The sequence below is a fragment of the Streptomyces sp. NPDC037013 genome, from assembly GCF_055607265.1.
Genome location: NZ_JBVJRV010000003.1, coordinates 22,059 through 43,399, shown reverse-complemented (window position 1 = coordinate 43,399; position 21,341 = coordinate 22,059). Strand labels below are relative to the sequence as shown.

17 protein-coding genes and 1 pseudogene are annotated in these 21,341 nt (G+C 72.8%); 6 read left to right on the top strand and 12 right to left on the bottom strand.

Annotation, left to right across the window (positions count from 1 at the left end; genetic code table 11):
- Positions 1-25: 25 nt before the first annotated feature.
- The 3 genes from ACZ7DY_RS10130 to lipB form a co-directional block, all read right to left on the bottom strand.
- Positions 26-232, bottom strand: coding sequence for an SCO2195 family GlnR-regulated protein (locus ACZ7DY_RS10130; protein WP_055567209.1), 207 nt, complete (start codon positions 230-232; stop codon positions 26-28).
- A 278-nt stretch (positions 233-510) separates the two neighbouring features.
- Positions 511-1,476 carry a lipoyl synthase gene (locus ACZ7DY_RS10125; protein WP_402000580.1) on the bottom strand — a complete coding sequence of 322 codons (966 nt, stop codon included), beginning with the start codon at positions 1,474-1,476 and terminating at the stop codon, positions 511-513.
- Positions 1,477-1,594: 118 nt separating this feature from the next.
- Positions 1,595-2,398: a lipoyl(octanoyl) transferase LipB gene (gene lipB / locus ACZ7DY_RS10120; RefSeq protein WP_471132545.1), complete on the bottom strand. Its 804-nt coding sequence runs from the start codon at positions 2,396-2,398 to the stop codon at positions 1,595-1,597.
- Positions 2,399-2,615: 217 nt separating this feature from the next.
- Here lipB and ACZ7DY_RS10115 point away from each other — a divergent pair, with 217 nt between their 5' ends.
- Positions 2,616-4,058 carry a regulator gene (locus ACZ7DY_RS10115; protein ID WP_471132543.1) on the top strand — a complete coding sequence of 481 codons (1,443 nt, stop codon included), beginning with the start codon at positions 2,616-2,618 and terminating at the stop codon, positions 4,056-4,058.
- Between the two features lie 77 nt (positions 4,059-4,135).
- Here ACZ7DY_RS10115 and ACZ7DY_RS10110 read toward each other — a convergent pair whose 3' ends face one another.
- Both ACZ7DY_RS10110 and ACZ7DY_RS10105 read right to left on the bottom strand, forming a co-directional pair.
- Entirely contained in the window at positions 4,136-5,500 is a 1,365-nt protein-coding gene (locus tag ACZ7DY_RS10110; RefSeq protein ID WP_471132541.1) for an NAD(P)/FAD-dependent oxidoreductase, read from the bottom strand.
- Positions 5,501-5,823: 323 nt separating this feature from the next.
- Positions 5,824-6,738, bottom strand: coding sequence for a TIGR01777 family oxidoreductase (locus ACZ7DY_RS10105; protein ID WP_471132540.1), 915 nt, complete (start codon positions 6,736-6,738; stop codon positions 5,824-5,826).
- Positions 6,739-6,816: 78 nt separating this feature from the next.
- Between ACZ7DY_RS10105 and ACZ7DY_RS10100 the strand changes: the two genes are divergently transcribed.
- The 3 genes and pseudogenes from ACZ7DY_RS10100 to ACZ7DY_RS10090 all read left to right on the top strand — a co-directional run.
- The gene (locus tag ACZ7DY_RS10100) at positions 6,817-7,305 is read left to right on the top strand and encodes a GNAT family N-acetyltransferase (RefSeq protein WP_471132537.1); all 489 of its coding nucleotides are present in this window, start codon (positions 6,817-6,819) and stop codon (positions 7,303-7,305) included.
- A gap of 124 nt (positions 7,306-7,429) precedes the next feature.
- On the top strand, positions 7,430-8,599 hold the full coding sequence (locus tag ACZ7DY_RS10095) for a PP2C family protein-serine/threonine phosphatase (RefSeq protein ID WP_471132534.1): 1,170 nt from the start codon (positions 7,430-7,432) through the stop codon (positions 8,597-8,599).
- Positions 8,600-8,705: 106 nt separating this feature from the next.
- Positions 8,706-8,816: pseudogene (locus ACZ7DY_RS10090) on the top strand (SDR family oxidoreductase); the annotation flags it as partial.
- A gap of 9 nt (positions 8,817-8,825) precedes the next feature.
- Here ACZ7DY_RS10090 and ACZ7DY_RS10085 read toward each other — a convergent pair.
- Positions 8,826-9,347 carry a DUF4240 domain-containing protein gene (locus tag ACZ7DY_RS10085; RefSeq protein WP_471134453.1) on the bottom strand — a complete coding sequence of 174 codons (522 nt, stop codon included), beginning with the start codon at positions 9,345-9,347 and terminating at the stop codon, positions 8,826-8,828.
- 134 nt (positions 9,348-9,481) lie between these two features.
- Here ACZ7DY_RS10085 and ACZ7DY_RS10080 point away from each other — a divergent pair, with 134 nt between their 5' ends.
- On the top strand, positions 9,482-10,408 hold the full coding sequence (locus tag ACZ7DY_RS10080) for an SDR family oxidoreductase (RefSeq protein WP_471132533.1): 927 nt from the start codon (positions 9,482-9,484) through the stop codon (positions 10,406-10,408).
- A gap of 47 nt (positions 10,409-10,455) precedes the next feature.
- Complete coding sequence (locus ACZ7DY_RS10075) at positions 10,456-11,427, top strand: helix-turn-helix transcriptional regulator (RefSeq protein WP_471132531.1); 972 nt, start codon at positions 10,456-10,458, stop codon at positions 11,425-11,427.
- Between the two features lie 72 nt (positions 11,428-11,499).
- Here the strand turns inward: ACZ7DY_RS10075 and aceE are convergent, their stop codons facing one another.
- From aceE to ACZ7DY_RS10045, 6 genes are all read right to left on the bottom strand, one after another.
- Positions 11,500-14,196, bottom strand: coding sequence for a pyruvate dehydrogenase (acetyl-transferring), homodimeric type (gene aceE, locus ACZ7DY_RS10070; RefSeq protein WP_471132530.1), 2,697 nt, complete (start codon positions 14,194-14,196; stop codon positions 11,500-11,502).
- Between the two features lie 312 nt (positions 14,197-14,508).
- Entirely contained in the window at positions 14,509-15,132 is a 624-nt protein-coding gene (locus tag ACZ7DY_RS10065; protein ID WP_471132527.1) for a GntR family transcriptional regulator, read from the bottom strand.
- 139 nt (positions 15,133-15,271) lie between these two features.
- Entirely contained in the window at positions 15,272-17,062 is a 1,791-nt protein-coding gene (sucB, locus tag ACZ7DY_RS10060) for a 2-oxoglutarate dehydrogenase, E2 component, dihydrolipoamide succinyltransferase (protein WP_471132525.1), read from the bottom strand.
- 58 nt (positions 17,063-17,120) lie between these two features.
- Positions 17,121-18,509 (bottom strand): dihydrolipoyl dehydrogenase, encoded by a 1,389-nt coding sequence (gene lpdA / locus ACZ7DY_RS10055; protein ID WP_055528395.1) that lies wholly within the window; start codon positions 18,507-18,509, stop codon positions 17,121-17,123.
- A gap of 299 nt (positions 18,510-18,808) precedes the next feature.
- A complete protein-coding gene (locus ACZ7DY_RS10050; protein ID WP_471132522.1) occupies positions 18,809-20,353 on the bottom strand; it encodes a leucyl aminopeptidase in 1,545 nt (514 codons plus the stop codon).
- A 147-nt stretch (positions 20,354-20,500) separates the two neighbouring features.
- Complete coding sequence (locus tag ACZ7DY_RS10045) at positions 20,501-21,283, bottom strand: adenosylcobinamide-GDP ribazoletransferase (protein WP_471132520.1); 783 nt, start codon at positions 21,281-21,283, stop codon at positions 20,501-20,503.
- Between the last annotated feature and the right edge of the window lie 58 nt (positions 21,284-21,341).

Genomic DNA, 21,341 nt, shown 5'->3' with positions numbered 1-21,341 from the left:
GAAGTCTACGTGCCCCGAGGGGCGACTACGACGTGCGGGTCGTCGTCACGGCCTCTTCGAGTACGCGCAGTGCTTCGACCCTGTCCTTGGCGCGGCGGCGGTCCTCGAGGACGGAGGTCCACGCGTTGCGCCGTGCGGTGCGCTGACCGCCGCTCATCAGCAGCGACTCGACGGCGCGCAGGGCGTCGGCGACGGACGGGATGGCGGTGGCGCGAACGGGCGCGGCCTGCATGATGGGGCCCTCCTGGAGAGCGGCTCGGGTGGGGGGAGCGGCTATGGGTAAGGCTGCACGTGCGGTAGTACCAGGGTCACTGATTGGTGTTACCAGGGCGTGACCGGCCGGTCAAACGCCGATGAAACCTTGATACGGGGGCCCAAAACGTTGACGCGGCCCATACGATCCCCTTCACCTGCGGGGATCGTATGGGCCGCGTCAGCACGGCCGGTACCGGGCGGTAGGCGCTTGTGCGCCGATTCACACAGTCGTCGCGCGCCCGGCACGTGCCGGTGTCACACCGCCTGCGAGGCGACGTACGCGCCGCGCTTCTCGATCGCCATCTGGTACAGCCGGCCGGCGCGGTACGAGGAGCGGACCAGCGGGCCCGACATGACGCCGGAGAAGCCGATCTGCTCGGCCTCGTCCTTCAGCTCCACGAACTCGGCCGGCTTCACCCAGCGCTCCACGGGGTGGTGGCGCGGCGTCGGGCGCAGGTACTGGGTGATCGTGATGAGCTCCGTGCCCGCCTCGTGCAGCTGGCGCAGCGCCTCGCTGACCTCTTCGCGGGTCTCGCCCATGCCCAGGATCAGGTTGGACTTGGTGACCAGGCCGGCCTCGCGGGCCTTGGTGATGACCTCGAGGGAGCGCTCGTAACGGAAGCCGGGGCGGATGCGCTTGAAGATGCGCGGCACCGTCTCCACGTTGTGCCCGAGGACCTCGGGGCGGGAGGAGAAGACCTCGGCGAGCTGGTCCGGGTCGGCGTTGAAGTCGGGGATGAGCAGCTCGACCTTGGTGTAGCCCTCGGCGCGCTCCGCCGTCATGGCGTGGATCTGGCGCACGGTCTCGGCGTACAGCCAGGCGCCGCCGTCCTCCAGGTCGTCGCGGGCGACGCCGGTGATGGTGGCGTAGTTGAGGTCCATCGTGACGACGGACTCGCCGACGCGGCGCGGCTCGTCGCGGTCGAGGGCCTGCGGCTTGCCGGTGTCGATCTGGCAGAAGTCACAGCGCCGCGTGCACTGGTCACCGCCGATGAGGAACGTGGCCTCGCGGTCTTCCCAGCACTCGTAGATGTTCGGACAGCCCGCCTCCTGGCAGACCGTGTGCAGTCCCTCGCTCTTCACGAGTTTCTGGAGGGCGTTGTACTCGGGGCCCATCTTCGCCCGGGTCTTGATCCACTCGGGCTTGCGCTCGATGGGGGTCTGGGCGTTCCGGACCTCCAGGCGCAGCATCTTGCGTCCGTCGGGTGCGACTGCGGACACATCGGCTCCCTGTAGCTTCGATTCTTCGGCGTCCACCAGGGTACGCCCGTGATGTCATGGGGCTTACTTCCGGCCAACCTCTGGCCAACGGGGTGCATTCCCCGCGCCCGGGGTCTCCCTATGCGGGGGCGGAGGCGGTCTCCACGACGCGCGGCTTGAGCTCCGCGTTCTCCAGGACGTCGCGCAGGTGCCGCTCGGCGACGGGCAGCACGTCGGCGATGGTGACCTCGCGGCCCAGTTCGTACGAGAGGGACGTCACGCCCGCGTCGCGGATGCCGCAGGGGATGATCCGGTCGAACCAGGTGTTGTCCGGGTTCACGTTGAGCGCGAAGCCGTGCATCGTCACGCCCTTGGCGACCCGGATGCCGATCGCGGCGATCTTGCGGTCCTCGCGGCGCTGGCCCGCGTTGGACGGGGCGTACTCCGGACCGTTGAAGCGGGCGTCGAACTCGTCGTCCCGCAGGCGCGGGTCGAAGTCCAGGGAGAGTCCGCCGAGCGCGGGGCGCTGCTCCACCGGGTCGCCGAGGACCCATACGCCGCTGCGGCCCTCGACCCGGGTGGTCTCCAGACCGAACTCCGCGCACGTACGGATAAGTGCCTCTTCCAGGCGGCGTACGTGTGCTACGACGTCCACCGGGCGGGGCAGCTTCTGGATCGGGTAGCCCACCAGCTGACCGGGCCCGTGCCAGGTGATCTTGCCGCCGCGGTCCACGTCGACGACGGGGGTGCCGTCCAGCGGGCGCTCGCTGTCCTCGGTGCGGCGGCCCGCCGTGTAGACCGGCGGGTGCTCCAGGAGGAGGCAGGTGTCCGGGACCTCGTCGGCGAAGCGGGCGGCGTGCACGCGGCGCTGCTCGTCCCACGCTTCCTGGTACTCGACGGCGTCCGGGCCGAAGCCCAGCCGGACGAACCGAAACTCACTCACGGCAGGTGCCTCCCTGAACGTTCACCGTGCACATATCGCGCCCCTGCCACTGTACGGGCCCCCTCCGTCGGCAACCTCGGCCCGGGTTCCTCACACGATCGGATGAATGCGGCGGGAAGGTGCATCCACAGGCTGTGATGGCCGTTACATTCACGCCGTTCACGAGGCCATAAGGGCTGCTCAAGGCAGGCCCGGAAGGCAGGAGACCGCACAGCCGATGACGGAACGACCCCCGCAGCGAACCCCCAACCGCCAGCTAGCCGCGCTCATCTCGGAAGCCGGGTTCTCCAATGCGGGCCTTGCGCGCCGCGTCGACCAGCTGGGCCTCGAGCACGGCCTGGACCTGCGCTACGACAAGACATCCGTGACCCGGTGGCTGCGCGGTCAACAGCCCAGAGGCACCACACCCGCGCTCATCGCCGAGGTCTTCACCAGAAGGCTCGGCCGGCGCCTGTCCGCACAGGACCTCGGACTCGACGCCTGCGCGCCGGTCTACGCGGGCCTGGAGTTCGCGGCCACCCCCGAGGAGGCCGTCGACATCGTCGGCGGCCTGTGGCGCAAGGACTCCGGCAGCCACGCCGAGCTGCGGAAGATCGCCTTCACCCCGGCCGGGCTCGTGGTGCCGAGCCGCGACTGGCTGATCGGCCGCGCCGACGAACGCGTGGGGCGCGGCGAGATCGACCCCACCCACGCCCGCGTGCCGGCCCAGGGGCGCCCCGCCGTGCCCCGGCAGCGGCAGGGCCCCGAGCGCGGCCCCGGCCAGCGGGTCAGCAACGGGGACATCGCGGCGCTGCGCTCCGTGGGCGAGCTGTTCCGCGCGCTCGACCACGCGTACGGCGGCGGCCACGCGCGCCAGGCGCTGGTCCGCTATCTGGAGCACGAGGCCGAGCCGATGCTCCGCGGCGTCTACGGCGAGCAGGCCGGCCGGCGGCTCTTCGCGGCCGTCGCCGACCTCACCCGCCTCGCGGGCTGGACGTCGTACGACATCGCGGCGCACGGCCTCGCCCAGCGGTACTACGTCCAGGCGCTGCGCCTCTCACAGGCGGCGGGCGACCGGGCGTACGGCTCGTACGTCCTGGTCACGATGAGCCGGCAGGCCGTCTACCTGGGGCACGGACGCGAGGCCGTGCAGCTCGCGCGCGTCGCCCAGCAGGGCGTCGGCTCCGCCGCGCCGCACATCGTGCAGTCCCTGCTGTACGCCGCCGAGGCGCGCGGCCACGGAGTGCTCGGCGAGGTGCGGGCCTGCACGGCGGCCCTGGTGCGCGCCGAGCGCTCGCTGGAGGCGGCGCGGCCCGGCGACGACGTGCCCCACTGGGCGCGGTTCTTCGACGAGGCGCAGCTCGCGGACGAGTTCGGGCACAGCTACCGCGACCTGCAGCAGTACCGCGCCGCCGCGCAGTACGCGGAGCGCTCGCTCCAGCTGCGTGCCCCCGCATTCGCCCGCTCCCGCCTCTTCTGCCGGGTGGTCCTCGCCACCGCGCGGCTGGGCCTCGGCGAGCTGGAGCAGGCGTGCCAGCTGGGCGCGGAGGCCGCGCAGGCGGCGGGGGAGATGAGATCGGCACGGGCCCACGAGTACGTGCGCGACTTCGAGCGGCGCCTGGAGCCCTACCGGGACGCGGGACCGGTGCGCACCTACCGCGACAAGGTCGCGGCGCTCTGAGGACCGTCCGCCGGGCGAAGCCCCCGCGTGGGGGGCGCGGGGGCTTCGGGGGGGAGCGGGACGGAAGGCCGAAGGGGTCAGGCCGCGGCGGGCAGTGACTCCCGGGTGTACGAGGAGGAGATGCCGAAGTCCGCGAGGACGGCGTGGGCGGCGCGCCGGCCCGAGTGCAGGGCGCCCTGGACCGTGCTGGTGTCCCGGTGGTCCCCGCAGACGTAGAGCCCCGCGAGCAGCCGCACCGGCCGTCGCGCGTCGTGCGGCGGCGGCATCGCGGGCACGGCCTCGCGGGTGTGGTGGACGGCGAGCAGCTCCCAGCGCTGGGTCGGGACGCCGTACAGCGCCGCCAGGTGGGCGCGGACGTCGAGCTCGTCGGGCGGCGGGCCGAGGACCGTGGAGGAGACGAGGACGCGGCCGGCGGGCGCGCGGGACGGGTCGACCTGGCTGATGACCGCGGTGTGGGCGACCGGCCCCGCCCGGTCGGCGTCCAGGAGCAGCGCGGGCCCGTCGAGCGGCGGCTCGGGCACGGCGTGGTGCACCACGGTGACCTCGTGGAACGGCGGCACGCGCAGCCCCGGGAGCAGTTCGGCGGCGGCGCGCGCGTCGGTGGCGAGCAGGACGGCGCGGCAGGTGAACTCCCCGTGCTCGGCGGTCCCGACCGTACGCGTGGAGACCGAGGTGACGCGGACGCCGGTGCGGACCGTGCCGGGCGGCAGCGCGGCGGCGAGGAGTTCGGGCAGGGCGTCGGCGCCGCCCTCGGGCACGCAGAGGCGGCCGCGCGCGAAGGCGTGCAGGGCGAGGTCGGCGCACCGGCTCGACGTGGTCAGGCCCGGGTCGCAGAGCAGCGCGGAGAGCAGCGGCCGCAGGAAGCCGTCGATGGTGCGGGAGGGCAGCCCGCGGGCGAAGAGGGCGTCGCGGGCCGGGAGTTCGGGCCGGGCGAGGAGGCGTTCGACGGGCGTGGCGGCGAGCCGGGCCAGGGCGGCGCCGAGCCGGGCCTGGTCCAGGGGGCCGCCGAGGGGCGCGGGGCGGGGCGCCTTCGGGGCGGTCCTCGCGGGGGTCAGCGCTGCCCGCGCCGGCCCGAGGGGGGCGCTCGCGAGGGCGCGCGCCGTGGTGAGTGCGCCCCTTGCGCTCCGTCCGGGCTGCGGCTCGGCGGCGCGATGGTGCCGGCCGTCGCTGTGGACCAGCAGGCCGGGGGCGAAGGGGCGCAGCACGAGGGAGTCGAGCCCCGGGGTGCGGCGCAGCTCCGGGTACGAGGTGGTCAGGAGCTGCCCGATCCGGTCGAGCCGGAATCCGTCGACCTTCTCGGTCGACATCCGGCCGCCGACACAGGGCGCCGCTTCCAGGACCAGGGTCGTGACACCGGCACTGGTCAGCCGATGCGCTGCCGAGAGGCCCGCGGCCCCGGCTCCCACGATGACGACATCCGCATGGTGCGCAGGCTCTGGCACGTGCCCCTCCCGAGGTCGCGCGGCTTGTGGGGTGCTCATGCCCCCAACAGGGCTCTGGAATACCGGAGTTCGGCACGAGGGTAGGAGCGGTTCCGGTCGGCGGCAGTCGCGCATGGACCGGGCACGGTCGCACACGGGTCGCACGGGGCGACGGGCGGCGGAAGAGGAGAGGCCGCTTCCCGCCGGGGGCGTACGCCGGGGTCTTCCCCGTCAGACCCGCCCGGCGCGGCCCGTCCCACGCCGCCCGCACCCCACCCGGGCCCCGGACACGCGCCCCCGCCCCCGTGCCCGCCCCGCGGCGGGCCGGAAGTCCACGCGGCCGGTCACCGCAGCGCCGCCCGGATCGCCTCCTCGATGCCGGGGAACGCGAACGTGAAACCGGACTCCAGGAGCCGGGCCGGCCGCACCCGCTGGCTGCCGAGGACGTCCCCGGCCATCTCGCCGAGCACCAGCCGCAGCGCGGGCGCGGGCGCCGGGAAGAGGGTCGGGCGGCGCAGCACCCGGCCCATCGCGGCGGTCACCTCGCGGTTGGTGACCGGCTCGGGCGCCGTGAGGTTGACCGGCCCCGACAGCGTCGGCGTGTCGATCAGATGGCGCAGCGCGGCCACCGCGTCGTGCAGGGCGATGTGGCTCCAGTACTGCCTGCCGTCGCCGAGGCGGCCGCCGAGCCCCGCCCTGAAGAGCGGGAAGAGGCGGCCCCAGGCCCCGCCCTCGCGGCCGACGACCAGGCCGTTGCGGGCGAGGACCGTGCGGATCCCCGCGTCCTGCGCGGGCGCCGCGGCCGCCTCCCACTCCCGGCACAGCGACGGCAGGAACCCCCGGCCCGCGGGGGCGCTCTCGTCCACCGCCCGCGAACCGGTGTCCCCGTAGTAGCCGATCGCACTGGCGTTCACGAAGACCCGCGGCGGTTCGTCCAGGGCGGTCATGGCGGTGACGAGCGCGGCCGTGCCAAGCACCCTGCTGTCCCGCAGCTCCCGCTTGTACGCGGCCGTCCAGCGGTGGTCACCGATGCCCGCGCCCGCGAGGTTGACGACCGCGGAGCAGCCGGCGAGCCCCGCCCGGTCGACGTACCCCGACCCGGGATCCCAGCGCACCTCGTCCGCGGCCCGGGGCGTCCTGCGCACCAGGCGCACCACGTCGTGCCCATCGGCCGTGAGGGAGCGCGTGAGCGCCGTGCCGATGAGGCCGGAGGAGCCCGCCACGGCGACGCGTGACTGTGTGGTTTCCATGGGGTCCATCCTGCCCCGGAGAAGCGCCGCGCCGCCCGCCGGACGAAGCCCCGCCGGGCACCCGCCCCGCCGCCGTACAGTGGCGCCATGTCGGACATGCACATACGCACCGCGCGGCCCGAGGACGACGACGAGCTCGCCCGGCTCGACCGGGCCGCCTGGTCGACCCTGCACGCGGTCCAGCCCCGCCCGGAGCCGCCCTACGAGCCCTTCTTCGACGACCGCTTCGGGCCCCACGACCACCTGGTCGCCGAGGTGGCCGGGCGGATCGTCGGCTATGTGAAGCTCGGCTTCCCCACCCCGCTCCTGGTCAACGCGCACGTGCGTCAGATCCAGGGCTTCGTCGTCGCCCAGGAGGCGCGCGGCCGGGGCGTCGGCAAGCGGCTGATGCGGGCGGCGATGGACGAGGCCCGCCGCCAGGGAGCCGTACGCATCACCCTGCGGGTCCTGGGGCACAACACACCTGCCCGAAAACTGTACGAATCGGAGGGATTCGTCGTCGAGGGCGTGCTGCCGGGCGAATTCCTGCTGGACGGCGTGTACGTCGACGACGTCCTCATGGGGCGTTCCCTGTGACCGGGGCCCGCCCCTGACCCTCCACGACCTCGACCTCCCTCGGGTGCGCACGTTCTCCCGGCGTTCCGCACCCGACGGACCGGCCCGGAGTGCGGGGTTCCCGTGAGCGTAGGAGCGTGAAGAGATGATCAGGGCTGCGGCCAGACGGCGCGACGCGGACCAGCGCGACTGGCTGCTGCGCGGGACGCCACCCCCGCCCTGGGTGCGCTGGCCCCCGCCCCTGCTCCTGCTCGCGATCTTCCTCCTCCAGCTGGTCACCCCGAAGACGATGGACCTCAGCTTCCTCGTCGCCGCCGTCCCGCCGCTGGCCGCCCTCTCGTACGGGCCCGCCGCCACCGCGCTGCTCGGCGGCGGCGTGGTCATGCTGCTCTCCCTGCCGACGTTCGGCCTCGGCCACCCGGGCAACAGCGACGAGCTGACGATCGGCTTCGTCTCCGTGCTCAGCGTCCTCTTCGCCTGGGTGCGCAGCCGGCGCGAGGCCCAGCTCGTGACGGTCCGCACGGTCGCGGAGGCGGCCCAGTTCGCGGTCCTTCCGCCGCTCCAGGAGTGGGTCGGCCGGGTGCGGTGCGCGGGCCTGTACGAGGCGGCGCAGCACGAGTCGCTGGTCGGCGGCGACTTCTTCGACGTACGCAGAGGACCGCACGGGGTCCGCGCCCTCATCGGCGACGTGCAGGGCCACGGCCTCGCGGCGGTCGGCACGGTCGCCGCGCTGCTCGGCGCGTTCCGCGAGGCGGTCCTCGACAAGCCGGACCTGGTGGGCGTCGCCGGGCAGCTCGACCGCAGGCTCGTCGTCGACTCGGCGGGGCAGGAGCACGCGGAGCTGTTCGCCACGGCGGTGCTCCTGGAGTTCCCGGACGACGCGTGCGTCGTCCGCGTGGTCTCCTGCGGCCACCCGCCCCCACTCCTGCTGCGCGGAGCCGAGGTCACCGAGCTCGACGTGACGGCCGGCGCGCCGCTCGGCCTCGGCATCGCCGGTCTCGCCCCGCCCGAGGAGCTGACGGTGCCGCTGCTCACCGGGGACCTGCTGCTCGGCCTGACGGACGGGGTGAGCGAGGCGCGGGACGCGTCCGGCGCCTTCTACCCCCTGGTCGACCGGCTCACCGAGATGCTCAAGGCGGGCGTGATCTTCCCGGAGAACCCGGGCGGCCTGGCCGAACGCGTGTGGACGGACGTCGTCGGCTACGCGGGCCGCATACGCGACGACGTCACCCTCATGGTGTTCGCCCCCGGCCCGGACAGGCCCCCCAAGCCCCTCGGCGGGCCGGGAGCCGACGGGGATCCGGAGCCCGCGTAGCCGGAGCCCGCCTAGGACGGGGGAGGCCCCTCACTCCCCGCCCGCCCGGGTCAGCGGCCCCATCCCGCCCGTAAGTGCCCGCAGGCACCGCACCGCAAGCTCCGCGGGGGAGTCCGGGCCCGAGACCGTCGCCTCCGTCGTCGCGATGCTCGCCTGTGACGACGGCCGCTTCATCACCGGCACCGAGATACGCGTCGACGGCGGCACCCACTCCTGAGGCGCGGGCTCACTCCGCCATGAAGCGGTCCCACAGCTTCGGGTAGAGCCGCGCGAGGACCGCCTCGTCCTCGAAGTCGACCGGAGTGCCCACCGGCTCGGCCGGGGCCGGCGGAATGCCGAGGTCCGGGGCGACGTCGCCGGTGAGCTGCTCGTACGCCTCGTCCGCGGCGTAACCGAGCTCCTCGCCGTCCCCGTCGAGCTCCTCGTCGAAGTCGTCCAGGAGCTCGGCGAGCGCGTCCGGGTCGTGCACCGCGCCCTCGAAGACCTCCCGGCCCTGGCCGATCAGCCAGCACCGGAAGTAGTCGAATGCGTCGTCGCTCGCGCCGCCCAGGAGCACCCAGGCCGCGCCCCACAGGTCCCAGCGGTAGGCGCGGTTGTAGCGGGCCTCGAAGTGACGGGCGAAGTCGAGGACGGCTTCCGGATCCAACTGCAGCAGTCTCTCGACGAGCAGCTCCGCGTGGTCCTCGGGGTCGCCGTCGGCGGCCTCGCGGGTGCTGTCCACGATCTCCCAGAACTCCGTCTCGTCCATCACGGGTCCAGCATCGGTCCTGGAGGGTGGGGGCGCACGCGGAGTGCGCCGGAAAGCGGCTGTCTCGTTATCCGTGCACATGCCCTTGGAAAAACCGACAGGAGGTGTCGGCTTTTCCTGGCAGCGTCGAGGACATGGAAAAGAACCAGCCCCTGCTCGGAAAGATCGCCCTCGTCGCCGGCGCCACCCGCGGCGCCGGCCGCGCCATGGCCGTGGAGCTCGGCCGCGCCGGAGCCACCGTCCACGTGACGGGCCGGACCACCCGCGACCACATCAGCGAGACCGGCCGCCACACCGAGACCATCGAGGAGACCGCCGAACTGGTCGACGCGGCGGGCGGCAGGGGCGTCGCCGTCCCCACCGACCACCTGGACCCCGACCAGGTCCGCGCCCTCGTCGAACGGATCGACCGGGACCACGGCCGGCTGGACATCCTCGTCAACGACATCTGGGGCGGCGACCTCCACGTCGAGTGGGACAAGAAGATGTGGGAGCACGACCTCGACAAGGGGCTGCGCATCCTGCGCCTCGGCGTCGAGACCCACATCGTCACCAGCCGGTACGCGCTGCCGCTGCTCGTCAGGAACCCCGGCGGCCTGGTCGTCGAGGTCACCGACGGCACCGCGGAGTACAACGGCGCCAACTACCGCAGGCCCTTCTACTACGACCTCGCCAAGGCGGCCCCGCTGCGCATGGCGCGCGGACTCGCCGAGGAGGTCGCGGAGTACGGCTGCACGGCGCTCTGCCTCACCCCCGGCTGGCTGCGCTCGGAGGCCATGCTCGACACGCACTTCAAGGTGAGCGAGGAGAACTGGCGCGCGGGGTGCGAGCAGAACCCGCACTTCGCGATCTCCGAGACGCCGGCGTTCGTGGGCCGCGCGCTCGTCGCCCTCGCCGCCGACCCCGACGTGGCCCGCCACAACGGCGCCTCGCTCTCCAGCGGCGGCCTCGCGAAGGAGTACGGCTTCACCGACGTGGACGGCTCGGCACCGGACGCCTGGCGCTACCTCACCGAGGTCGACCAGGAGAGCGCCACCGCGGACGTCACCGGTTACCGGTAGCCGCGGGGGCCCGCCCGGCCGTCCCCGGCGCGCGGCATCATGGGCGCATGCGCGCTGCACGCCTCATCAAGATGGTGCTTCTGCTCCAGGCCCGCCCCTCCATGACCGCCGCCGAACTCGCCGGTGAGCTGGAGGTGTCCGAGCGGACCATCACGCGGGACGCCCAGGCGCTCTCGGAGGCGGGCGTCCCGGTCTACGCGGACCGGGGGCGGGCCGGCGGCTACCGGCTCATCGGCGGCTACCGCACCCGCCTCACCGGGCTCGGCCGCAGCGAGGCGGAGGCGCTGTTCCTCTCCGGAGTGCCGGGCGCACTGCGGGAGATGGGCCTGGAGGACGCGGCGTCGGCGGCCCGCCTGAAGGTGTCGGCGGCGCTGATGCCCTCCCTGCGCGACGCCCCGCAGAACGCCTCGCAGCGTTTCCACCTGGACGCGCCGGGGTGGTTCAAGGAGATCCCCGCCCCCGAGCTGCTGCCCCCGCTGGCGGACGCCGTCTGGGACGACCGGCGCGTCACCGCCCGCTACCGGCGCGAGGACACCGAGGTGGAGCGGGAGTTGGAGCCCTACGGCCTCGTGCTCAAGGCGGGCGTCTGGTACGTGTGCGCGCGGGTGCCCGAGACGGACTCGTTCCGCGTGTACCGCATCGACCGCTTCACCGCGATCGAGGGCGGCGGGGAACGCTTCGTACGCGACGAGGAGTTCGACCTGCCGGGCTTCTGGGAGGAGCGGGCCGCGCAGTTCGCGCGGGCGATCCTGCGGACCGAGGTCGTGGTGCGGCTCACCGAGGCGGGCGTACGGCAGCTCCCGTACGCCGTCGACGCCGTGTCCGTGCGCGAGGCGCTGGAGGAGGCGGGCGCCCCGGACGCGGCGGGCCGGGTGACGCTGACGCTGCCCGTGGAGAACGAGACGGTGGCGTTCACCCAGCTCATGGCGCTCGGCCCGGAGGCCGAGATCCTGGCCCCACCGGCCCTGCGGGACCGCTTCGCGGAGGCGGCCCGCCGCATGTCCGGCCTCTACGAGTGAAGCGGGCCCCCGCCCGGCCCCCAGGACGGGGGACGGATGAGGGCCCGCTTCAGGCCGAAGGCCGACGGCCGGCTACAGGCCGTACTTCGCCCGCGCCTCCTTCACCGCCGAGGCCGGCACCTCGCCGCGGCGGGCGAGCTGTGCCAGCGCCGCGACGACGATCGACTCCGCGTCGACGCCGAAGTGACGGCGGGCGGCGTCACGCGTGTCGGAGAGGCCGAAGCCGTCCGCGCCGAGCGAGGAGTAGTCCTGCTCGACCCACTGCGCGATCTGGTCGGGCACCTGGCGCATGTAGTCGGAGACGGCGAGCACGGGGCCCTGCGCGCCCTCCAGCGCCTGGCGGACGTAGGGCACCCGCTCCTCGCCGCGGAGGAGGGCCTCGTCGGCCTCCAGCGCGTCGCGGCGCAGCTCGGTCCAGGAGGTCGCGGACCACACGTCGGCGGCCACGCCCCACTCCTCGGCGAGCATCTTCTGGGCCGCGAGGGTCCAGTGGATGGCCGTACCCGAACCGATCAGCTGGATGCGCGAGGCGTTGGCGGCGGGCGAGAGCCCGGCCGACTCGGCCGTGTTGAAGCGGTACAGGCCCTTGACGATGCCCTCGTCGACACCCGCGGGCTTCGCGGGCTGCGGCATCGGCTCGTTGTAGACGGTGAGGTAGTAGAAGACGTTCTGGTCCTCGCCCTCGTGGGCCTCGCCGTACATGCGGCGCAGACCCTCCTTGACGATCGCGGCGATCTCGTACGCGAACGCCGGGTCGTAGGAGAGCGCGGCCGGGTTGGTCGCGGCGATCACCGGCGAGTGGCCGTCCGCGTGCTGCAGACCCTCACCCGTCAGCGTCGTGCGGCCCGCGGTGGCGCCGACGAGGAAGCCGCGGCCGAGCTGGTCGCCGAGCTGCCACATCTGGTCGGCCGTGCGCTGCCAGCCGAACATCGAGTAGAAGATGTAGAAGGGGATCATCGCTTCGCCGTGCGTCGCGTACGACGTGGACGCGGCGATGAAGTCCGCCATGGAACCGGCCTCGGTGATCCCCTCGTTGAGGATCTGGCCGTCCTTGGCCTCCTTGTAGTACATCAGCTGGTCGCGGTCGACCGGCTCGTACGTCTGGCCCTTCGGCGAGTAGATGCCGAGCGACGGGAAGAGCGACTCCATGCCGAAGGTGCGCGCCTCGTCGGGGACGATCGGCACCCAGCGCTTGCCGGTCTCCTTGTCGCGTACCAGGTCCTTGACCAGGCGTACGAACGCCATGGTCGTCGCCACCGACTGCGAGCCGGAGCCCTTGTCGAAGGAGGCGAAGGTCTTGTCCGCGGCGGCCGGCAGCGGCGCGAGCGGCTGCGTGCGGCGGGCCGGGGCCGGGCCGCCGAGCGCCGCGCGGCGCTCCTGGAGGTAGCGGACCTCGGGGGAGTCGGCGCCGGGGTGGCCGTAGGGCACCTGGCCGTCGACGAAGGCGCTGTCCGAAATCGGCAGCTCAAGCAGGTCGCGCATGTCCTTGAACTCGTCCACCGTGAGCTTCTTCATCTGGTGGTTGGCGTTCTTGGACTCGAAGCCCTTGCCGAGGGTGAAGCCCTTGACCGTCTGCGCGAGGATCACGGTCGGCGCGCCCTTGTGGGTGAGCGCCGCACGGTAGGCCGCGTAGACCTTGCGGGCCTCGTGGCCGCCGCGCGAGAGGTGGAAGCACTCGCTGATCTTGTCGTCGCTGAGCAGCTTGCCCAGCTCGACGAGGGCGGGCTCGGCACCGAAGAAGTGCTCGCGGATGTAGGCGGCGTCGCGCGTCGCGTACGTCTGGAACTGCGCGTCCGGCACCTCGCGGAGGCGGCGGACCAGGGCGCCGGTGGTGTCGAGCTGGAACAGCTCGTCCCAGGCGTTGCCCCACAGGACCTTGATGACGTTCCAGCCGGCACCGCGGAACTGGGCCTCCAGCTCCTGCACCACGCGGAAGTTGGCGCGGACCGGGCCGTCGAGGCGCTGCAGGTTGCAGTTGATGACGTACGTGAGGTTGTCGAGACCCTCGCGCGCGGCCAGGGCGAGGGCCGCCGTCGACTCGGGCTCGTCCATCTCGCCGTCACCGAGGAACGCCCACACGTGCGAGGCGGAGACGTCCTTGATGCCGCGGTTGGTGAGGTACCGGTTGAAGCGCGCCTGGTAGATGGCGGAGAGCGGGCCCAGACCCATCGAGACGGTCGGGAACTCCCACAGCCAGGGCAGGCGGCGCGGGTGCGGGTAGGAGGGCAGGCCGTTGCCGCCGGCCTCCTGGCGGAAGTTGTCGAGCTGCGCCTCGTTCAGGCGGCCGTCGAGGAAGGCGCGGGCGTAGATGCCGGGGGAGGCGTGGCCCTGGATGTACAGCTGGTCGCCGGAACCGTCGCCCTCCTTGCCCTTGAAGAAGTGGTTGAAGCCCGTCTCGTACAGCCAGGCCGCGGACGCGAAGGTCGCGATGTGGCCGCCGACGCCGTGCTTCGAACCGCGGGTGACCATCGCGGCCGCGTTCCAGCGGTTCCACGCGGTGATCTTCCGCTCCATCTCCTCGTCACCGTCGACGGACGGCTCGGCGGAGGTGGGGATGGTGTTGACGTAGTCCGTCTCGAGGAGCTTGGGCAGCGCGAGGCCCGCGCCCTCGGCACGCTCCAGGGTGCGGCGCATCAGGTACGCGGCACGGTGCGGCCCGGCCGCCTGAGTAACGGCGTCCAGGGAGGCCTGCCATTCGGCGGTCTCCTCGGGGTCGCGGTCCGGGAGCTGGTCGAGCTCGCTCGGCTGGATTGCGGAGGGGTCGGTCATTGCGCCGCCTTCCTGAGTCGGAGGGGGTCCCCTGTTCGGTAAGGGGTGGGGGTGCCCGGTGTCTTGGCAGGACAGGGCAGGCGGCTCTGGTGCGGAATCGTTTGTGTGACTGCGCCACAGGGCCGTCGACGACTGTAAGCCCGTGATCGATGATCGATCAAAGCGTTGAGGGAAAAACTTCTCCAGATCGCGAAAGTCGGCATCCGGTGCCAGGAAAATGGGCACGCGGTGCCTTCGATTTGAAGGGTTTCCGCAGGTGGGGACCGGTCCGAGGGCACTTCTGCGAGCCCCGCGGCACGGATGAGCGCGGTGTCAGGCGCGCGGCGCACACCCGAGGACGTGCGCCTTGACCAGCTCCGCGATGGCCGGATCGCGGCGGCGGAAGGCGGAGACGAGCTCCTCGTGCTCCTCCGCGTACGACTGCTGGACCGTGCCCAGCCAGCGGATCGAGAGCGCCGTGAACACCTCGATGCCGAGTCCCTCCCAGGTGTGCAGCAGCACGGAGTTGTCCGCGGCCCGCACCAGCTCCCGGTGGAAGCCGACGGTGTGCCGCACCTGGGCGGTGCCGTCCGCGGCCCGGTCCGCCTCGTAGAGGGCCGCCACATGGGGCTCAAGGGCCGAACAGTCCTCGGCGAGCCGCTCCGACGCCAGTTCGGCCGCGATCGCCTCCAGGCCCGCCCGCACCGGGTAGCTCTCCTCCAGGTCGGCGGCGGTCAGGTTGCGAACGCGTACGCCCTTGTTGGGCGCCGACTCGATCAGCCGCAGCGTCTCCAGCTCGCGCAGCGCCTCGCGCACGGGGGTCTGCGAGACCTCGAGCTCCACGGCGATCCGGCGCTCCACGATCCGCTCGCCCGGCTTCCAGCGCCCGCTGACGATCCCCTCCACGATGTGCTCGCGGATCTGTTCGCGCAGCGAGTGAACGACGGGCGCGGTCATGTGGGCTCCTCAGGCAGGGGCGGGCAGGCGCCCCAGGGCGTAGTGACCCCTAGACAATACGGCGACGCCCCCGTCCGGAAACCTCCGGACGGGGGCGTACGCGCTGATGAGACGAGTGTTACAACGCCTCCTCGGTGACCTACAGGCCGAGCTCGACCTCGAACTCGCCGGCCTCCAGGATCGCCTTGACCGCGGTCAGGTAACGGGCGGCGTCCGCGCCGTCCACCAGACGGTGGTCGTAGGAGAGCGACAGGTACGTCATGTCACGGACGGCGATGGTCTCGCCGAGGTCCGGGTGGTTGATGACGACCGGGCGCTTCACCGTGGCACCGATGCCGAGGATGGCGGCCTGGTTCGGCGGCACGATGACCGTGTCGAACAGGGCGCCGCGCGAACCGGTGTTGGAGATCGTGAACGTGGCGCCGGACATGTCGTCCGGGGTGAGGCCACCGCCACGGGCCTTGCCCGCGAGCTCGGCGGTCTTCTTCGAGATGCCGGCGATGTTCAGGTCGCCCGCGCCCTTGATGACCGGCGTCATCAGACCCTTCTCGGCGTCCACGGCGATGCCGATGTTCTCCGAGTCGAAGTACGTGATGGTGCCTTCGTCGTCGTTGATCCGGGCGTTGATGACCGGGTGGGCCTTCAGCGCCTGGGCGGCGGCCTTGACGAAGAACGGCATCGGCGAGAGCTTGACGCCCTCGCGGGCCGCGAAGGAGTCCTTCGCCTTGGCGCGCAGCTTCATCAGCTTGGTGATGTCGACCTCGACGACCGAGGTCAGCTGGGCCTGCGAGTGCAGGGCCTTCATCATGTTGTCGCCGATGACCTTGCGCATGCGGGTCATCTTGACCGTCTGGCCGCGCAGGGGAGAGGCCTCCAGGGCCGGGGCCTTCGGCGCGGCGGCCGGAGCGGCGGCGGGTGCCGGGGCCGACTTCTTGGCCTCGGCGGCGGCGATGACGTCCTGCTTGCGGATGCGGCCGCCGACGCCGGAGCCCTTGACCTCGGAGAGGTTCACGCCGTTCTCCGACGCGAGCTTACGGACCAGCGGGGTCACGTAGGCGCCGTCGTCGGCCGGGGTGGCCTGCGCCGGGGCGGCGGGCGCGGCCGGAGCCGGCTGCGCCGGGGCGGGCTGCGCGGGGGCCGGAGCGGCGGCAGCGGGCTTGGCCGGGGCGGCCGGAGCCTGCGCCGGGGCGGCGGGCTGCGCCGGAGCCGGAGCGGCCTCCTGCTGCGGGGCCTCCTGCTTGGGGGCCTCCTGCTGCGCGGGGGCGGCCGGGGCCTCCTCCTTGGCCGGGGCCGGGGCGGCACCGGGCGCACCGATGACGGCGAGCTTGGCGCCGACCTCGGCGGTCTCGTCCTCGCCCACGACGATCTCGAGCAGCACGCCCGCGACCGGCGAGGGGATCTCGGTGTCGACCTTGTCCGTCGAGACCTCCAGGAGGGGCTCGTCGGCCGCGACCTCCTCGCCGACCTCCTTCAGCCAGCGGGTGACGGTGCCCTCGGTGACCGACTCACCGAGCGCGGGCAGGGTGACCTCGGTGCCCTCGGCGGCGCCGCCGGACTGCGCCGGGGCGGCGGGCGCCTCGGCCTGGGCGGGGGCCTCCTGCTGCGGGGCCTCCTGCTGCGGGGCCTCCTCCTGGGCGGGGGCGGCCGGGGCCTCCTCCTGCGCCGGGGCGGCCGAGCCGCCCGCGTCGCCCGAGCCGTCGTCGATGACGGCCAGCTCGGCGCCGACCTCGACGGTCTCGTCCTCGGCGACCTTGATGGAGGCCAGGATGCCGGCGGCGGGGGAGGGGATCTCGGTGTCGACCTTGTCGGTCGACACCTCGAGCAGCGGCTCGTCGGCCTCGACGCGCTCGCCTTCGGCCTTCAGCCAACGGGTGACAGTGCCCTCGGTGACGCTCTCGCCGAGCGCCGGAAGGGATACGGAAACCGCCATGGTTTCGGTTGCTCCTTACAAAATTGCGGAAGTCTGGTCGTCGCGCCCGATGACTGGGTCAGTCGTGGGAGTGCAGCGGCTTGCCGGCCAGGGCCAGGTGGGCCTCGCCGAGCGCCTCGTTCTGCGTCGGGTGGGCGTGGATGAGCTGGGCGACCTCGGCCGGCAGCGCTTCCCAGTTGTAGATCAGCTGGGCCTCACCGACCTGCTCGCCCATGCGGTCGCCCACCATGTGGACGCCCACGACGGCGCCGTCCTTGACCTGGACGAGCTTGATCTCGCCCGCGGTCTTCAGGATCTTGCTCTTGCCGTTGCCCGCCAGGTTGTACTTGAGGGCGACGACCTTGTCCGCGCCGTAGATCTCCTTGGCCTTGGCCTCGGTGATGCCCACGGAGGCGACCTCGGGGTGGCAGTACGTCACCCGGGGCACGCCGTCGTAGTCGACCGGGACGGGCTTGAGACCGGCCAGGCGCTCCGCCACCAGCATGCCCTCGGCGAAGCCGACGTGCGCGAGCTGGAGGGTCGGCACCAGGTCGCCCACGGCCGAGATGGTCGGGACGTTGGTCTGCATGTACTCGTCGACGAGGACGTAGCCGCGGTCCATCGCGACGCCCTGCTCCTCGTAGCCGAGGCCCTGCGAGACCGGGCCGCGGCCGATGGCGACCAGGAGGACCTCGGCCTCGAAGGTCTTGCCGTCGGCGAGGGTCACGCGGACGCCGTCCTGCGTGTACTCGGCCTTCTCGAAGAACGTGCCGAGGTTGAACTTGATGCCGCGCTTGCGGAACGCGCGCTCAAGAAGCTTGGAGCTGTTCTCGTCCTCGACGGGCACGAGGTGCTTGAGCCCCTCGATGACCGTGACGTCGGCGCCGAACGACTTCCACGCCGAGGCGAACTCGACGCCGATGACGCCGCCGCCCAGGATGATCGCGGACTTCGGCACACGGTCCAGGGTCAGGCCGTGGTCCGAGGAGATGATGCGGTTGCCGTCGATCTCCAGGCCCGGCAGCGACTTCGGCACGGAACCGGTCGCGAGCAGGACGTGGCGGCCCTGGACACGCTGGCCGTTCACGTCGACCGAGGTCGGCGACGAGAGCTTGCCCTCGCCCTCGATGTACGTCACCTTGCGGGAGGCCACGAGGCCCTGCAGGCCCTTGTAGAGGCCCGAGATCACGTCGTCCTTGTACTTGTGGACGGCGGCCATGTCGATGCCCTCGAAGGTGGCCTTCACGCCGAACTGGTCGGCCTCGCGCGCCTGGTCGGCGATCTCGCCGGCGTGCAGCAGCGCCTTCGTGGGGATGCAGCCGTTGTGCAGGCAGGTGCCGCCGAGCTTGTTCTTCTCGATCAGGGCGACGTCCAGGCCCAGCTGCGCTCCGCGCAGCGCCGCGGCGTAACCGCCGCTACCGCCGCCGAGGATCACTAGGTCGAAAACAGTGCTGGCGTCGTTCGCCACGTCACGTCCTCCATGCATGTGCGCCGTACGCCGGACCCCTGTTCTCGAGGGGACGACCGGTCGGTCGGCTGGTATTCGGCCGCTCTTTTTTCGGCCCTGTGGTGGGGGCCCTGTCCTGCCGAGAACCCATCTTCGCACTTGTCGGCGGGAGACGGGACGCCGGGCCAGGCAGTGAGACGTCGGATCGACCGTCTCGGGGCCCTTCCGGTGCGTACGAACGTACGGATTTCGTCGAGGGCGAAACCGGGCGGGGCCCCGGACGCGGGGAGCGTCCGGGGCCCCGCCCCGACCTGCTCGGATCAGCCCAGGTCGCCCGATGCGGTGTGCTCGGCGAGCCGGACCAGGGTGCGGACGGCGGAGCCGGTGCCGCCCTTGGGCGTGTAACCGAAGGGCGCGCCCTCGTGGTAGGCCGGTCCCGCGATGTCCAGGTGGGCCCAGGTGATGCCCTCGCCGACGAACTCCTTCAGGAAGAGTCCGGCGACCAGGCCGCCGCCCATCCGCTCGCCCATGTTGGCGATGTCGGCGGTGGGGGAGTCCATGCCCTTGCGCAGGTCCGCGGGGAGCGGCATCGGCCAGGACGGCTCGCCGACCTCTTCCGCGATCTCGTGGACCGAGGCGCGGAAGGCGTCGTCGTTGGCCATGATGCCGAAGGTGCGGTTGCCCAGGGCCATCATCATGGCGCCGGTCAGCGTCGCCACGTCGACGATGGCGTCGGGGGCGTCCTCGGAGGCCTTGGCGATGGCGTCGGCCAGGACGAGGCGGCCCTCGGCGTCGGTGTTGAGGACCTCGACGGTCTTGCCGCTGTACATCCGCAGGACGTCGCCGGGGCGGGTCGCGGAGCCGGACGGCATGTTCTCGGCGAGCGCCAGCCAGCCGGTGACGTTCACCTCCAGGCCCAGGCGCGCGGCGGCGACGACGGCGGCGAAGACGGCCGCGGCGCCGGCCATGTCGCACTTCATGGTCTCGTTGTGACCGGCCGGCTTCAGCGAGATGCCGCCCGAGTCGTACGTGATGCCCTTGCCGACGAAGGCGAGGTGCTTCTTCGCCTTGGAGCTCGTGTACGAGAGCTTCACCAGGCGCGGCGGGGCCTCGGAGCCGGCGCCGACGCCGAGGATGCCGCCGTAGCCGCCCTTGGTGAGCGCCTTCTCGTCGAGGACCTGCACCTTGATGCCGTGCTCCTTGGCCGCGGCCTGGGCGATGGCGGCGAAGGCCTCGGGGTTGAGGTCGTTCGGCGGGGTGTTGATCAGGTCGCGGGCGCGGTTGAGCTCCTCGGCGACGGCGGTGGCGCGCTCGATCGCGGCCTTGTGCGCCTTGTCGCGGGGCTTGCCGCCGAGCACGGCGATCTCGGCCAGCGGCGCCTTGGCGTCCTTGCCCTTCTTCGCCGCCTTGGCGTCGCCCTGGTCCTTGTAGGCGTCGAAGGAGTACGCGCCGAGCAGCGCGCCCTCCGCGACGGCACCGAGGTCCTCGGCGTCCTCGACGGGCAGCGCGAAGCCGGCCTTCTTCGAGCCGGTCAGGGCGCGGGCGGCGACGCCCGCGGCACGGCGCAGGGTCTCCGTGCCGTACGTCTCGTCCTTCTCCGGGACCTCGCCGAGACCGATCGCGACGACGACCGGTGCCTTGAAACCGGACGGCGCGGGAAGCTTCGTCACCTCACCCTCACCGCCCGAGGCGCCGAGGGTCTCCAGGACGGACGCGAGCTTGCCGTCGTACGCCTTGTCCACGGCCTCGGCGCCGGCGGCGACGACCAGGTTCCCCTTGGAGCCAGCGCCCTTCGCGACACCGACGACGATCGCGTCGGCGCGCAGGCCGGTCGCGGCGGCGGTGCTGAGAGTCAGAGCAGTCACGGTGGTGAGGTCCTCTTTCAGTGAGTTTCGACGGGCTGTCGGGGTGGTGAGCCCGTCGCGAGCCTACGCCCGTGAGCGCTGCGGTGCGCCTCACTGTGTGTGTTCGGCGTGCTGGAGGGTATGCCGGGGTTCCGCCGGACATGGGCGTCAGCCCACGGCGAGCACCACGAGCGAGGCGGTCGCGGCCGTCTCCGCGAGCCCGCCGAAGACGTCTCCGGTGACCCCGCCGAACCGCCGTACGCAGTGCCGGAGCAGCAACTCCGCGGCGCCCAGGGCGAGGACGACGGCCGCCGCGCCCCGCACGGCACCGGCAGGTCCGAGGAGCAGACCGGTGGCCGCGGCGGCGGCCGCGACGAGGACGGCGGCCCCTGCCGCACGCCCGCGCGGGACGACCCCGGCGACGGCGGCGCCGAGCCCCTCGGGGCGGGCGGGCGGCACTCCGTCGCGGGCCGCCAGGGTGAGGGCGAGGCGCGCCGCGGTCGCCGAGACGGCGGCGGCCACGGCGCCGCGGGCCCACGAGTCCTCGTAGAGGCGGAAGAGGACGGCGATCTGGGCCAGCAGTACGAAGAGCAGGGTGATGACGCCGAAGGGGCCGATGTCGGACTGCTTCATGATGCGCAGGGCGTCGTCGGCGGGCCTGGCGCTGCCGAGGCCGTCGGCGGTGTCGGCGAGGCCGTCGAGGTGGAGCCCGCGGGTCAGGGCGGCCGGTGTCGCGGCGGTCGCGACGGCGGCGAGGAGCGGGCCCGTGCCGAGGGCCGTCAGGGCGCCGCCGACGGCCGCGGCGAGGAGCCCGACGGTGAGGCCGGCCAGCGGCGCCCACTGCATGCCCGCGCGGGCCGCCCCGCGGTCCCACCTGGTGACACGGACGGGCAGCGCGGTCAGCGTGCCGAAGGCGAAACGTATGCCGTCGGCGGGGGAGGTTCTGGACACCGCGGAAGGCTACCCCGCGGGAACGCCCCGCCCTGCGGATCACTCTTCGGGGACGGAG

What these genes read in the sequence shown, in the direction of transcription:
- ACZ7DY_RS10130 (WP_055567209.1), bottom strand. Translation starts at nt 232, where the DNA reads ATGCAGGCCGCGCCCGTTCGCGCCACCGCCATCCCGTCCGTCGCCGAC.
- ACZ7DY_RS10115 (WP_471132543.1), top strand. Translation starts at nt 2,616, where the DNA reads ATGACGGAACGACCCCCGCAGCGAACCCCCAACCGCCAGCTAGCCGCG.
- ACZ7DY_RS10105 (WP_471132540.1), bottom strand. Translation starts at nt 6,738, where the DNA reads ATGGACCCCATGGAAACCACACAGTCACGCGTCGCCGTGGCGGGCTCC.
- ACZ7DY_RS10100 (WP_471132537.1), top strand. Translation starts at nt 6,817, where the DNA reads ATGTCGGACATGCACATACGCACCGCGCGGCCCGAGGACGACGACGAG.
- ACZ7DY_RS10095 (WP_471132534.1), top strand. Translation starts at nt 7,430, where the DNA reads ATGATCAGGGCTGCGGCCAGACGGCGCGACGCGGACCAGCGCGACTGG.
- ACZ7DY_RS10085 (WP_471134453.1), bottom strand. Translation starts at nt 9,347, where the DNA reads ATGGACGAGACGGAGTTCTGGGAGATCGTGGACAGCACCCGCGAGGCC.
- ACZ7DY_RS10080 (WP_471132533.1), top strand. Translation starts at nt 9,482, where the DNA reads ATGGAAAAGAACCAGCCCCTGCTCGGAAAGATCGCCCTCGTCGCCGGC.
- ACZ7DY_RS10075 (WP_471132531.1), top strand. Translation starts at nt 10,456, where the DNA reads ATGCGCGCTGCACGCCTCATCAAGATGGTGCTTCTGCTCCAGGCCCGC.
- aceE (WP_471132530.1), bottom strand. Translation starts at nt 14,196, where the DNA reads ATGACCGACCCCTCCGCAATCCAGCCGAGCGAGCTCGACCAGCTCCCG.
- ACZ7DY_RS10065 (WP_471132527.1), bottom strand. Translation starts at nt 15,132, where the DNA reads ATGACCGCGCCCGTCGTTCACTCGCTGCGCGAACAGATCCGCGAGCAC.
- sucB (WP_471132525.1), bottom strand. Translation starts at nt 17,062, where the DNA reads ATGGCGGTTTCCGTATCCCTTCCGGCGCTCGGCGAGAGCGTCACCGAG.